14 protein-coding genes are annotated in these 13,928 nt (G+C 39.7%); 6 read left to right on the forward strand and 8 right to left on the reverse strand.

The features are described from left to right. The first annotated feature begins 478 nt into the window (after positions 1-478). Positions 479-937 carry a DUF3592 domain-containing protein gene (locus GNF10_RS18485; RefSeq protein ID WP_185587794.1) on the forward strand — a complete coding sequence of 153 codons (459 nt, stop codon included), beginning with the start codon at positions 479-481 and terminating at the stop codon, positions 935-937. Between the two features lie 116 nt (positions 938-1,053). Here GNF10_RS18485 and GNF10_RS18490 read toward each other — a convergent pair whose 3' ends face one another. After that, positions 1,054-2,220, reverse strand: a complete 1,167-nt coding sequence (locus GNF10_RS18490) for a pyridoxal phosphate-dependent aminotransferase (protein WP_185587792.1) — start codon at positions 2,218-2,220, stop codon at positions 1,054-1,056. 194 nt (positions 2,221-2,414) lie between these two features. Here GNF10_RS18490 and GNF10_RS18495 point away from each other — a divergent pair, with 194 nt between their 5' ends. Next, complete coding sequence (locus GNF10_RS18495; RefSeq protein ID WP_185587790.1) at positions 2,415-3,083, forward strand: ribonuclease; 669 nt, start codon at positions 2,415-2,417, stop codon at positions 3,081-3,083. A 76-nt stretch (positions 3,084-3,159) separates the two neighbouring features. On the opposite strand, the gene GNF10_RS18500 is transcribed toward GNF10_RS18495, so the two are convergent. From GNF10_RS18500 to GNF10_RS18510, 3 genes are all read right to left on the reverse strand, one after another. Next, on the reverse strand, positions 3,160-4,242 hold the full coding sequence (locus tag GNF10_RS18500; protein ID WP_185587789.1) for a class I fructose-bisphosphate aldolase: 1,083 nt from the start codon (positions 4,240-4,242) through the stop codon (positions 3,160-3,162). A 147-nt stretch (positions 4,243-4,389) separates the two neighbouring features. Continuing rightward, positions 4,390-4,704 (reverse strand): DUF1622 domain-containing protein, encoded by a 315-nt coding sequence (locus GNF10_RS18505; RefSeq protein ID WP_185587787.1) that lies wholly within the window; start codon positions 4,702-4,704, stop codon positions 4,390-4,392. After that, complete coding sequence (locus GNF10_RS18510; protein WP_174709013.1) at positions 4,691-5,056, reverse strand: DUF1622 domain-containing protein; 366 nt, start codon at positions 5,054-5,056, stop codon at positions 4,691-4,693. Before GNF10_RS18510 ends, GNF10_RS18505 begins: the two co-directional genes overlap by 14 nt. A gap of 206 nt (positions 5,057-5,262) precedes the next feature. On the opposite strand from GNF10_RS18510, the gene GNF10_RS18515 reads away from it, so the two are divergent. From GNF10_RS18515 to GNF10_RS18525, 3 genes are all read left to right on the forward strand, one after another. After that, entirely contained in the window at positions 5,263-5,580 is a 318-nt protein-coding gene (locus GNF10_RS18515) for a hypothetical protein (RefSeq protein ID WP_185587785.1), read from the forward strand. A gap of 361 nt (positions 5,581-5,941) precedes the next feature. Continuing rightward, the gene (locus GNF10_RS18520) at positions 5,942-6,940 is read left to right on the forward strand and encodes a M48 family metallopeptidase (protein ID WP_185581849.1); all 999 of its coding nucleotides are present in this window, start codon (positions 5,942-5,944) and stop codon (positions 6,938-6,940) included. 256 nt (positions 6,941-7,196) lie between these two features. Continuing rightward, positions 7,197-7,787, forward strand: coding sequence for a thioredoxin family protein (locus tag GNF10_RS18525; RefSeq protein ID WP_185582004.1), 591 nt, complete (start codon positions 7,197-7,199; stop codon positions 7,785-7,787). Between the two features lie 139 nt (positions 7,788-7,926). Here the strand turns inward: GNF10_RS18525 and GNF10_RS18530 are convergent, their stop codons facing one another. Further along, the gene (locus GNF10_RS18530) at positions 7,927-8,775 is read right to left on the reverse strand and encodes a cyanophycinase (protein ID WP_185582003.1); all 849 of its coding nucleotides are present in this window, start codon (positions 8,773-8,775) and stop codon (positions 7,927-7,929) included. Between the two features lie 223 nt (positions 8,776-8,998). Beyond that, on the reverse strand, positions 8,999-9,448 hold the full coding sequence (locus GNF10_RS18535) for a DUF1392 domain-containing protein (RefSeq protein WP_185582002.1): 450 nt from the start codon (positions 9,446-9,448) through the stop codon (positions 8,999-9,001). Positions 9,449-11,021: 1,573 nt separating this feature from the next. Between GNF10_RS18535 and GNF10_RS18540 the strand changes: the two genes are divergently transcribed. After that, positions 11,022-12,368 carry an erythromycin esterase family protein gene (locus tag GNF10_RS18540; protein ID WP_185583482.1) on the forward strand — a complete coding sequence of 449 codons (1,347 nt, stop codon included), beginning with the start codon at positions 11,022-11,024 and terminating at the stop codon, positions 12,366-12,368. A 190-nt stretch (positions 12,369-12,558) separates the two neighbouring features. Here GNF10_RS18540 and GNF10_RS18545 read toward each other — a convergent pair whose 3' ends face one another. Both GNF10_RS18545 and GNF10_RS18550 read right to left on the reverse strand, forming a co-directional pair. Continuing rightward, positions 12,559-13,104 carry a pentapeptide repeat-containing protein gene (locus GNF10_RS18545; protein ID WP_185583484.1) on the reverse strand — a complete coding sequence of 182 codons (546 nt, stop codon included), beginning with the start codon at positions 13,102-13,104 and terminating at the stop codon, positions 12,559-12,561. Between the two features lie 420 nt (positions 13,105-13,524). After that, positions 13,525-13,737, reverse strand: coding sequence for a hypothetical protein (locus tag GNF10_RS18550; protein ID WP_185583485.1), 213 nt, complete (start codon positions 13,735-13,737; stop codon positions 13,525-13,527). Positions 13,738-13,928: the final 191 nt, after the last annotated feature.

Genomic DNA, 13,928 nt, shown 5'->3' on the forward strand with positions numbered 1-13,928 from the left:
AATAAATACAATAAATATGCATGGAAAAATATTCAAATATCAAGGTAAAATGAATTCCTACTTATTGCTTATTAAATAAGGGTTTTGGTCAATATTTGATAACTAATTTAATTTGCCTCAGTATTTCTTCTTTAAGAAAACAAATATTTGAATCTAAAAATCCCAGTATTTATACGCAAGCATTCAAAAAATAGTGAACAGTCTTGAATTTGGTATTGCCTTTCTGGAAACTTGTCGGTAAATCTTCCAGAAATGAGATACCGTTGGCGAATTCCCAAAACAGCTAAACTGAATCGATTAGTTCAGTAATGAAACGATTGAGAGCTTTCTGAGCAGTTTTATACCTACGTGCAAGATTCCCCAACTTCAGTTCAGATAAAACATGGTCACGTAAAATTTATGGGAAAATGTATACATGCAACTCTAGATTTAAGCAAATCATTCTCAGTCTTTAAATCTTGGAACAGGTCAACATTTTATGAATGAAGATACAAAGTTCTTTCGTATATTTGGTTCAATATTTGGCGGTGTTGGCAGCATAATTGCCGTTACGGGCATCATGATTGCCTTGAATACTCGTTCCTTTGTTACCTCAGCAATACCAGCCCAAGGGACAATAATCGATTTGGTGCAACGTTCATCAACTGATAAAAAAGGTCGTTCTTCTTATGCCTACTATCCAGTAGTAAAATTTACCACTCGTTCTGGGGAAGCAACGGTTTTTGAATCAAATTCAGGCAGCAACCCACCAGAATTTACTAAAGGTCAGCAAGTAGAAATATTATACAGTCCTGAAAAGCCAAATTCTGCCATGATAAAATCTTGGCTAAGTTTATGGTTTTTACCTGTTATGTTAACTGGCTTAGGATCAATTTTTGCCTTGCTTGGAGGAGTTGTACTAGTCAAGTCCTTTCCGCGTTTGATAAGTTCTAAGTAAAAGTTTTTTGGGAACTAATTTGAGGCTTGAAAATAAACTCCACCAGTTCTGAGTTGAAAAGGTGGAGTAAGAAATTGAAGAGTTAATAAATTCTTCTCACAAATGACAAATGACAACTAAATACGTGACTTGACAAATTTCTCTAACCTATCCATTCCCTTTTCAATGGTTGCCATATCTGTGGCGTAGGAAAGGCGAATGTTGTCATCAGCGCCAAAAGCAATTCCAGGAATGACTGCAACTTGATATTTTTCCAACAAAGCGTCACAAAATTCTAGGGATTTTAGACCGGTTTTGCTGATATCAGGGAACAGATAAAACGCGCCATCTGGTTTTGCAGTACTCAATCCGGGAATGGCGTTGAGTCTGTCTAGCATTACCTGTCGGCGTTTGGCGAAGGCTTGGCGCATTTCTTCGACGCAATCTTGAGAACTTTGTAGCGCTGCGATCGCACCATATTGAGCAAAGGTACACACGTTAGATGTACTATGTCCTTGAATGGTACTTGCTGCTTTAATAATCTCCACTGGCCCCGCTAAATAGCCGAGTCTCCAACCAGTCATAGAATAAGCTTTCGCAAACCCATTACTGATCAAAGTGCGATCAAAAATTTCCTTTCCAAGAGAACCGATGCTGATATGTTCTGCACCGTCGTAGAGAATCTTTTCGTAAATCTCATCAGAGACGACAAAGATATCTGCATCAACTACTACCTGCGCCAATGCTTTGATTTCGTCTGGCGTGTAAACCATCCCTGTGGGATTAGATGGAGAGTTGAGGATAAATAACTTTGTCTTGGGGGTGATTGCTTTACGGAGTTGTTCGGGAGTAATTTTATAACCCGTCGTGGCATCTGTAGGGACAATTACCGAGACTCCACCGACCAAAGTCACCATTTCGGGATAACTTAGCCAATAGGGTGCAGGGATAATTACCTCATCACCTGGATCGATTAGCGCCACCATCAAGTTGTACAGAGAATGCTTACCGCCATTAGTGACGATGACATTCTCCGACTTGTAATCAAGACCGTTATCATTTTTGAGCTTATGGGCGATCGCTTCCCTTAACTTTGGTTCTCCGGCTGCTGCACCATACTTGGTTTTGCCTTCATCCAAAGCTTTGACTGCTGCGGCTTTAATATGCGCTGGGGTATCAAAATCTGGTTCTCCAGCGCTAAAACTACAAACATCTATTCCTTCTGCCTTCAGTGCCTTAGCCTTGGCTGCGATCGCTAAGGTCAATGAAGGTGTTACCTGACTTACTCTTGCTGCCAGCTTCATTCTTACTATTTTTTGGCAAATCTTTCACTTATCTAAGGATATCCCAGAATCATTACCGAGATTTGCTTTTTCTGAATTCGTTGAGGATTGGGGCGCAGGGGAGAGTCAATAATGACTCCGCGAAGCCGAGTCATTATTGACTCTTAAGAATGTATCGTATATAACTTTCTTTTTAGTGTAAACTAACTATTTTTATGCAGATCAAGAAACTTTTAATTGCATCTTCTCTGCTAATTACTGGTCTTTTTATACCTAATGCTGCCATTGCTCAAAATCATGGTACTCCAGGTAAATTTGATTTTTATGTACTGACACTCTCCTGGTCGCCGGATTATTGTGCAAAAAATGGTACCCGTGACCCGCAGCAGTGTGGTTCTGGAAGGAAACTTGGTTTTGTACTACATGGTTTGTGGCCACAGTACCAAACTGGTTATCCTGCTAATTGTTCCACGCAAAAACTACCGTCGGAAGTAAAGCAACGGTTTCCCAATTTGTATCCTAGTAATAAACTTTACGATCATGAATGGGAAAAACATGGTACTTGTTCGGGGAAAACTCCTGCGGAATACTTGGCATTGAGTAAAAATTTAAAAGATGCGATCGCTATTCCCGCAGCTTATAATCGTCCCAATAAACCTTTGCGTACCACAATTACAAATTTTAAAAATTCATTTGTGAGTACCAATAATAAAATTACGGCTGATGGTGTAGCACCTTTTTGTTCTGGTTCGGGAAGGTTTTTACAAGAAGTCTTCTTTTGTTATTCCAAAAACGGTGAACCTGGTATTTGTAGTGCCGAGATTTTGAAGCGTTCGCGAAAAAGTTGTGGTCAACCAGATTTCTTAGTGAGAAATGTTAGATAGCAATGGGGGATTAGGTGACAGGTGACAGGTGACAGTGAATAATCTGTAACCTGTACCCTATTCCCTTTCCTAATCCCTAAGCGATCGTCACATCTGGCGATAAGTAAACATCTTGAATGGTATGAAATAACTTCACACCTTCCTCAAAGGGACGTTGGAAAGTCTTTCGCCCAGAAATTAATCCTGAACCACCAGCGCGTTTGTTGATTACGGCGGTACGAATTGCTTCGGCAAAGTCATTTTTACCAGTCGCGCCACCAGAATTAATCAGCCCCACACGCCCAGAGTAGCAATTTAGTACTTGGTAACGAGTTAAATCAATTGGGTGATCGGTTGTCAATTCTGTATAAACGCGCTCATCTGTTTTGCCGTAACTCTTACCACTGGCTTTGGCAACTGCACCATAACCATTGTTATTTTCGGGTAACTTTTGTTTGATGATATCAGCTTCAATCGTCACACCCAAATGATTTGCCTGTCCGGTGAGGTCGGCTGCAAGGTGGTAATCTTTATCTTGTTTAAAGGCGTTGTTCCGCAGATAACACCAGAGAATAGTCGCCATTCCTAATTCATGAGCGCGTTTAAAAGCTTTGCTGATTTCCTGAATCTGTCTGGTAGAATTCTCGGAACCAAAATAGATTGTCGCACCTACTGCCGCCGCCCCTAAATTCCAAGCTTGTTCCACATCAGCAAACAATACCTGGTCAAATTGATTGGGGAAAGTCAGCAATTCGTTGTGATTGATTTTGGCAATAAAAGGAATTTTGTGAGCATACTTGCGCGAAACTATACCTAATGTGCCCAAAGTGGTGGCAACAGCATTGCAACCTGCGGCGATCGCTAATTTGACAATATTTTCTGGGTCAAAGTAAATTGGATTGGGCGCAAAAGACGCACCCGCAGAATGTTCAATCCCTTGGTCTACAGGTAAAATTGAGAGATAACCTGTGTTTGCCAGACGACCAGTAGAGTAAAGTAAGTGGATATTACGCAATACTTGAGGATTGCGATCGCTGTTGATCCAGATTCGGTCTACAAAGTCTGGCCCCGGCAGGTGTAGTAAATCTTGAGAAACCTTTGCTTTGTAGGTAAGCAGGTCTTCAGCCTCTTTACCTAGCAATGACTCGATAGAACTAGACTCTTTGAGCGTTGTAGTCATAGTTTTTTCCTCAAAAATTGAGCAAATGACCTTTGCCTTTAAGATAGCATTTTTAATATTGCTAACCTGGTTATACAGGCATTAACTATATGTAAAATCTTTCTGATATGGCAGTCTTAAATTATTAGTAAAAACTTTTTTGACTCATTAAACGCGAGATTTTATTGTCAGAATTTGCATTTTCTCCCACACAAATAACTTCTTAAGAAAGATGCGGATTGATAGAATTAAGCTAAAGACTAAAATTTGCCTCCAAGTTCGCAGATTAATTGTCTTTAGCAGAGTTGCTGCAACCATAAAGTTTAAACTTGTTACCACCCCTTCCGCTACTAGAAGTCTAGCCTGATAGACATTACACCTGAAAATTAGAGAAAGGATGGCAGCGAAGACATAAGCTGCGATCGCTAAAGAACCTAAAAACTGGATAATTACTGCCCATACTGAGAAATTAAAAAGATTCATCCTTGATATCGTTCTTTTTATTCTTTGCTTGCTCAATTTCTTTTGCCAAAAAGAAATTCAGAATTGTTCGTAGCGCAATGATGGCAGCTAGTTTACCAATTTCGTCCCAAGTTGGAGCGATCGTACTACGTAAAATGTCAGCAGCCAATGCAAACTCAAGGGAAAGAGCCAGCCACATACCCAGCGATAGCCGAATTTCCTCTTTAGCCTCATTCAACTTTTTACGGCGGCTGAAGAAAAAAACCAGGATCTTGGCTACGGCTTCCAAGACGGCTATACCAATGATAATGCCGGTAAAGATATCAACTGCTGTAGCAAGTACAGTCGTCAAATTCGTGACGAAAGCTTCCATATAGTTTATTTCATAGGTTCAAGCAGGTAAACGCCCACGCGCAAAGCATTGACGATACTTGTCAGTGCAAAGTTAACTGATCCCTACCATCTACTAGCTGCTCAATCATGCTATCTTCGTATCCTATCTACGATTGATAGCAAAATCAATCAAACTTATCTTTTCCTCATTGTGGTAATAATCGTTAAAAGAACAAATACAATTCTATGAGTAAGTTTCAAATTGATATCGACTTCAGCAATATAGATTTAGCTTCTCTTGAGACAGAAGAAGATTTTCAAAGAGAGGCAAAAACATTACTACCAAAGGTACTTGTCAAACTAGGTGAAAGTGTGGGTGAAAAGACTTGGGAAGAATTACAGCAAAAGCTGCAAGGAACTGGAGGTAAAGTCAAATCTTCTCCAAGCGAGAAACGTAAGTTTATTCAAGAAACAGGAAGAACCTATCAACGAAATGCCAGTAACAGAGAAAAACAAGAACTAGAAGATTATATAGTAGAGCAATTACGCCAATACAAACTGTAAATATCGACCTAAGTAAGTGAGCGTAAATAATTGTCGTTAGGATAAGGCAATAGGCAATAGGTAATAGGCAATAGGTAATAGGCAATAGGTATAAGGATTTTAGCCTAGTTCATTTCTCTTTACATAGTTTGGTTTTATTGTGCCAACTTACTTAACTTGTATGTCTGAGTAACAGCGATGTCTATGATGAGCTATGCCTACGCAGCTTCACTGACATGGCTAACGTCGCTCACGCCAACAGACCGAAGTCTGCTCAAACGGACTTCGGTCTGTAGTACTTTTGTAAATCTTTAATTTACACAAAATATATTTTGCATTATTGTATAAAAATAATCCTTATATTACAGAGGTATCAACAATAATGCTGAACTGGGATAGAAGACTTCTAACTACTAGTTCTTTGTGCCTACTTTTGTTCAGTGCAATACTGCCAGTCCAGGCTAAACCAGTCCAACCAAAGAAAGCAGCACCCACAGCTACAACAATTTACCAGCAAGCTAAAAAAGAATTACCTGAAGATTTTTATACCCTCTATCGCGTCATAGATAGAGTAGCACGTGCCAACGAATTAGATAATCGTCCTTGGCGGGTTGTGGCTGTTCCCAAGTATGATGTCAATGCTTATGCAAGTGACGTTAATTTGGTTGCTATTTACGATGGCATACTTGACCAGTTAGCTGGTGATTCTTCAGCATTAGCTTGTGTAGTTGCCCATGAAATGGGACATCATACCAAGCGTCACATTGCTGTTGGTGAAGCTAAAAAAACTGAGTTGATTGCCAAAATTCAAGAAGAAGCAACCAAAGAAGTACTGGGAGAAAAAGAAGCTGCAAACCAAGAATCAACAGCTGCTAACGTTGGCGGTGCCGTTGTGAATCGTGTAGTTGGAGGAACTTTTGGTGGTTTGCTGGGTTCAGTTCTTGGTAATCAAGGCGCTCAACGACAAGTAGAATCACAGCAACGCATTAATGAGATTGTCGAGAAAAAGAAAAAAGAGTTAGAACAGCGTTTAGCACAACAAGAACGGCAACAAGAGTTTGAAGCTGATGAAATTGGCTACATAGCTTCTGTGAAAGCAGGCTTTGAACCAGAAGGATGTTTAAGAGTAATGCAGGTTTTGGCTCAAACTCCTGGTTCTGAATTTGATACAACTCATCCAGCAGTACCCAAACGGATTGAGGCAATCAAAGCTTTAATTATTAAGTATCCACCCCAGACTTTGGCTAAAGAGGGTGAAGCACGAATATCTAAGACAAAGCCTTTAACTTATAACATTTCTAAAGATAAGACCTCGTTACGGATTAACTCAGTTCGCGGTGGTTCCCAAGCAGATGATATAGAGCGCCGCTTTGGTAAATAAAAATACTAAGTTATGAGTGGCATAAATCTTAAGTAGGGTGTTCATCACTACATAACATGGTACGTTAGGCGCGATAGTCATATTTTTCGTAACAAACTATATCGAAATATGCGCCTAACAAACCCTACAAGAATTTTATTTTTACTTTATAAATAGCCTCTAATACTCATTTTGAGTATCAAATTACGTATTAAAGAGCGGCTGGAGTCAGCTAGACTAAAGAAGAAATTGCTTAATAAGTTTTAATAATTCTGTTATGAGTACTGATTCACCTGTTAATTCTCCCGATAAATCTGAATCTTCATTAGGGAAGCGTTTGAGAAACTTCTTAGTCGTAATGGTAGCGATCGCTCTTAGCGTTGCCCTCGTCTTAGGATTGCGAACTGAAACAACCTCAGCAACCCTAGCCAAGTTAAGCGATTCGTCTACACCATTAGAAGTAGCCGTTAGCAACGGCAAACCATCTCTAGTAGAGTTTTATGCTGATTGGTGTACTGTCTGTCAAAAAATGGCACCAGATATCACTCAACTAGAAACAGAGTATGCTGACAAGATGAATTTTGTCATGCTGAATGTGGATAATACCAAGTGGCTACCTGAAATGCTGAAATATCGGGTGGACGGGATTCCCCATTTTGTATTTTTGAGTCAGCAAGGGGAAACCATAGCTCAAGCGATCGGCGATCAACCCCGCACAATTATGGCTAGTAACTTAGAAGCTTTGGTGACTGGTTCGTCTCTTCCTTATGCTCAAGCTAGCGGGAAAGTTTCCAAATTTTCAGCCCCAGTAGCACCAACAGCTACCCAAGATGACCCCCGCAGTCATGGCAGCCAGGTAGTAAACTAAAGTAATTCGTAATTCGTAATTAAGGACTGTTACATATTTTTTGTTAAACCCAAAAATTACGAATTACGAGTTAGTAATTATTTAAAGTCAATTTAAGCTCTTAAAACTGTAAAGGCTTAGGTTATGACTCTGTTCAACATTAAATACTTTCTGAATTTGCTAATACAGACACATCTCGGATATAGCCATTATTTAAGATAGGTTGGCGGGTTTTCAAATCAAATTTATAGCCATGCGGTAAGATATGAAGCTTTGCTCCACAAATCGCTAAAGCCTCATCCTTTAAGATTTCGTCCATATTGTTATATGTAGCCTGTACATCGACAATTGTGACTGAACCTTCACCAATGATTTCGATTTGTTTATCAGTAACTACCATCGCAGTATTCTCATCAATACCAAATCCTAAATCAGCAGGCTCTTGTACCAAAGCTGAAATTAAGCGCCCCAAGCGTCCACGTTGTAAAAAATGTTGATCAATTACTACTCCCGGTAGAAAGCCTAAACCTGGCCCCATCTCGACAATTTCCATCCGAGGGTTAGTTTGAGAATCGCCTTCTACAATCATTTTATCTGGCATCACAGCGGCTCCTGCGCTTGTGCCTGCAATAACTGCTCCTTCAGCAAAACGCTTATGAATAGCTGTGTCAAGTTCAGTATCTTTTAGAATGCTTGTGATTCGAGCTTGATCTCCTCCAGTAAAAAATATTCCTGTAGCTTTGCTGACAGCTTCTAATGCCGTAGAAGAATATGCATCATCACGAGTTTCCGTATCAACAATACGAACATCTTCAGCTCCTAGCTTTTCAAATACTCTAATATAATTTTCTCCAACATCTCTAGGTAGTTCTGTCGCTGCTGTCATAATTACTATTTTTGCTTTTGTACCTCCAGCACGTCGTACAAACTCGCGTAGTATTTGACAATCTTCCTTTTTATCTTCAGCTCCTCCAATAATTATGAGTTCTTGTTTGCTATTAACTTCCATAAGAATGGCTCCTAATATTAAATTAATTTTAATTAACTATGATTTCTAGCACTACGTAATCAGTCTTTGGAGATATTGAAATACATCCTTGAAGAAGATAATTTCCATTTTAATTAGTGATTTAAAAGATGAGCAACCTAAAATCAAAACGAGAATCACAAAAGTTTGATAGCTTTTGCTGAACCAAAATGGTTGATAGTTTCAACATCATTTATTAACAATGCTACACTTTTACTAAATCAACATCAGCAAGCCAGATGAATTGGCTTTGACTCAATGCCGTTTCTTCCACAATTGGGGTACACCACTCCACGCCGTAAAGCCAACTGCTTTTGAGCCTAAAAATTCCTTGAATAATACGACGTGTCGGTTGGGGAGTAAAATCAACTTCAACCATATCGCCTAATTTAAAAAGTGAAGTAGGAACAACACCGTTTTTGAATACATTTGTTGGATGAAATTCTTTAGAAGGCAAGTAAAGTATTTCACCAAGGCAAAAAATTGCATAAACCCATTCCTGTCCTTCCCAGTGAACACCGCAGCAGTAGCCTGGCAAATCATAACTTGACAGGAAAACTTCTTCTAGTATTTGAACTGCTAATGGAGGCATGGTTTGGCCCCACGGAGGGGAAAGATGCCAGCAGGATTCCAAAAATGTAATCTGGTTAATCATAATGCTTTAGGGCACTAAGTTTCGGATGGTCAAAATGTCAAGAATAAAAGATAAAACCCTTGTAAGGCTAGGTATGAAATGTAGGAAAAATAGTTGATTTGTAACTTTTCTTTCGTAGGTTCTTAATTCTTGTTTAGCATAAGCAAATTATATTAGGCGTATTTTTCAAGGTTTCTGTTGATTAATTTTTTTATGATAAGAATTTAAGTTCAGCAGTAATGTATTGATGATTGCATTTAATGTAGCTGCGATCGCTTTATTTTACGCTGCTTCGAGGAAATAATATTATTGATACTGTTATTTTGGGTTTTAGCTTTTGCGCTTGCCATAAATGCTCTCATCTTAGATTATAAATTCTGGCTAGCCAATCGCTAATACCTTTCTTTGGAAGCCAACACCAAACTTAATTTTGGGTAAAAACTTGCAACCTAATTTAGGGCATTTACAGATCGAATCGGTATAACCAATACTTTGCTGCCTTAATAACAAAATACTGTTTTATTTTTGGTTTCTCATCTATCGAAATAAATATAAGATTACTTCATTGTTTAAGTACTAAGTACTATATCTTATCAAGATTTAGATGACACAGTAAGACATTTTGTTGTTTAACTAAAAACAGACAAATATTATTTTGTCTGTTCGGTTTCGTACACAAGAAAATTAAAATTAATTAACAATAGTATTAAATTCGACAGCCCCTTCAGGAAACGCAATGCTTGTTCACTCATCCCACCTCTATGCGAAATTACTAGTTGTACATCACAAGTCTTTCACAAGCAGCAATACAATGAAATACTGATTGTTTAGTATTCCGCTAATGTTTGGCCAATAGGTTCGAGTTGATCCACTAGCAAGGTATCAATACCTGTTGCTGCGATCGCCTTGAGCGCATCTTGGTAAACTATTTCAACCGTTTGTTGCAAAAGTTAGGAAAATAATGTAGTGCTTCTTTCTACGATGAGAGCTATATTGTTGGTAGTGTATCTCGATATGTCGCATATACCAAAGGACTAGGAAAGGGAATACGGGCATTGAGATAATTAACATAAGAAATCGTGCGGTAACTGAGTTGTTAGCACAACACATTATTTTAGTTCTAAGTCAAAAAAACCTTCAATCACTTCTGTCTTAGTGGATAGTTATTCATCTTCACAACTGAATACACATATTCCTATAGAATTACCGCGATCGCAATTTCAAAGGGTGGCTAATAAGCTAAAGTTATTGCAAACCCCTGATGATTCAGGCAGTTTACCCCATCACCAAAAATGGACAAGACCCTTAATCCTGGCTCAGAGTAATCCTTTGTATCTAAGAATGCACTAATTGTTCACACAAATTCAAACCATTGGATAGAAATAATTGCATAAAGACTCTTCCTTTTTCAGTAGGTATAAACCAGGTTTTTAAGATTGAATCGAATTAAGTAAATTGAGGGAAATAAAATGGTTTTAATTCGTTGGTAACTCTTTTTAGAAGTAGAAATTATGCAGCGCCAAATAAAAACTGCCGCTCCTTTACAGTATCTAAAATCATAGTCAACAAGACAAACTTTTGATAACTAATTATCATGTCAGAAGCAACAGCAAGACAGCTAACCGATGTATTACATGAAATAGCGTATCCACTGACAGGGGTCGCCCAAGACTACGACCCACTCATGGATTTAATTGGGAATGCCCGATTTGTGCTGATTGGGGAAGCGTCTCACGGCACTCATGAATTTTATGAACAACGGGCTGAAATTACTAAGCGGCTGATTCAAGAAAAAGGCTTTGCGGCTATAGCAGTGGAGGCAGACTGGCCGGATGCCTACCGTGTTAATCGATATGTGCGGGGAATTAATAACGACCCTACACCTGCTGAAGCGATCGCAGGCTTCAAGGGTTTTCCAAGCTGGATGTGGCGCAACACGGATGTAGTGAACTTCATCGGTTGGTTACGTCAGTATAATGATGCTTTACCGCAGGATAAAAACAAAGTTGGCTTTTACGGGCTTGACCTTTACAGTATGTATACCTCAATATCGGAGGTTCTTGCTTACCTGGACAAAGTTGACCCAGAAGCTGCACAACGGGCACGCTACCGATATTCTTGCTTGCAACACTTTGAAGAAGATACCAAAGCTTATGGGTATGCAGCTACTTTTGGCCTGAGCGAGTCTTGTGAGAAAGAAGTTATTAATCAGTTGATGGAATTGCAACGTAGGATGACGGAGTACGCAGGGCGTGATGGTCAGGTTGCAGAAGACGAGTTTTTTTATGCCGAACAGAACGCCCGACTGGTTAAGAATGCCGAGGAATACTACCGCTCAATGTTTCATGGGCAAGTGTTGTCTTGGAACATACGCGATTGCCACATGGCAGAAACCCTAGATCACCTCGCCGCCCATTTAGATAAGCAAGGAGACCGCTCAAAGATTGTGGTTTGGGCGCATAATTCGCACCTGGGCTATGTGCGAGCAACCGATATGGGAATTGCGGGTGAACTCAACGTCGGGCAATTGGTACGAGATAAATATGGTGATGATACCGTACTTGTGGGTTTTACAACTTATACGGGTACAGTTACGGCTGCTTCTCGTTGGGGTGATGTACCTGAACTCAAACAAGTTAGTCCAGCATTATCTGACAGTTATGAAGCTTTATTTCATGAGGCAGGTTTACCTCAGTTTTTACTAAATTTACGACAAGAAAATCAAGCAGTTACAGGACTAGAAAAACCGCGATTAGAGCGAGCGATCGGTGTAATTTACCTGCCCGAAACCGAGCGTCAGAGCCACTATTTCTACGCTCGACTACCTGACCAGTTTGATGCTGTAATCCATATTGATGACACTACAGGAGTGCAACCGCTCGATCGCACTCCCTCTTGGGAAACAACTGAACCACCAGAGACATTTCCTTTCGCCGTCTAAATCAATGAGTTATTCGTCTAATAGTAAAGTTATTAGGTAAGGCTACATAAACCATTAAATACATGATTGAATCAATAGCAAATTAAGCGGCGATTCTACTGAGTCTTAGATGGTACAGTTATCCTCTACCTGTAAGGACTCTTTCTCAGTCTAGGAATGAGAAATCTATTTACTCAGCCTTTAGCAAAACTTAGGTTGCAAGGTTGTTATTGCCGCCCTCTAAAATAGTCCCATCTAAATTGGCGTCTTCTAGATTAGCTCCGGTGAGATTGCTTCTTTCTAATGCAGCTTGGTATAGATTTGCCTGATGTAAATCCGCGATCGCCAAATCTGCCCCGCTCAAATCTGCTGCTTCCAAATTAGCTTCACTCAAATCAGCTTCACGGATATCAGCGTGACTAAGAATTGCCTGTTCCAAGTTAGCAGCTTTGAGATTAGCCTGATTTAAAACGGCTTCATCAAGAATTGCACCTTCTAATATTGCATGGTCAAGAATTGCATCACTCAAATCGGCTTTACTTAAATTAGCCCCTCTTAAATCTGCACCATTGAGCGTAGCCCCACTTAAGTCAGCCCGACTAAGATTCGCCTGTTGCAAATTGGCTTCATCTAGCATCGCCCCATGTAAGATTGCACCACTGAGATTGATGTTTTCTAAGATTGCACCCCTCAAGTCAGCGATACTAAAGTCTCGCTCTCCTGCGGCATATAGTTGCCTGAGTTCTTCTACGTTCATCGGCTAATACCCCGTTTTTGTCCAAATACAAGACTTGAGCTTTTTGTTGAAATGATGGATTGCTGAAAATACTTCAAAGCCGGAACACTTATTTCAGGAGATCCAAAAAATAAGATGCCCAGCCCTTTTGCTGCGATCGCCGTTGAAAGCAATTTGAACTAGACTACTCTTGAAGGTTGGTTTCAGCATCAGGCAAAGTTCCTTGCTAAAATGTTGCAAAAAAATTGTAGGTTGGGGAGCCACTGCGTTGCGCGGGTTTCCCACGTTGTAGCAAGTGGCGTTGGAGGCTTTGCCAAAGCCAACATATATCAGGATGTTGGGTTGCGCTCCCCTTCACCCAACCTACGTTTAATGCAGTATTTTAAGCTTGCCACGCTATTAGGCGTATTTCAAAAATCAAATATGAGCCCTATCGTTACTTTAGGTACTAGTATCTGATTTTTCACCTGGGCGTTCGGTAGCAGGAGGAAATTTAACAGCTTCTTCGACTCTATGGACTTCTGTGTTAGTTTGCTCCTCAGATAGAATATCATCAGGATTTAATGATTCATCAGCAGCATCATCAATTACTCCATTGGCATTAATGTTGGGTTTATTAGAAGCACCTTTATGGCTAGCATGTCCACCAGGCATAACTATTACCTCTTATTTTTATAACTAAGCACCCCTAGCCTAAACTTTTTTGCTTGGAGAAATACACTATCAGAAGGCTTATAGCAGAACTATCAGAATCCAGTCTGGAGTTATATAGATTTTTCGCAAGGACATAGCAATGTTGTGGCTTTAAGTATTTGTATGATTATTTTTAAAGTGAAACGGTATTA

The sequence above is a fragment of the Nostoc sp. UCD121 genome, assembly GCF_014222285.1.
In the GTDB taxonomy this organism is placed as follows: domain Bacteria; phylum Cyanobacteriota; class Cyanobacteriia; order Cyanobacteriales; family Nostocaceae; genus Nostoc.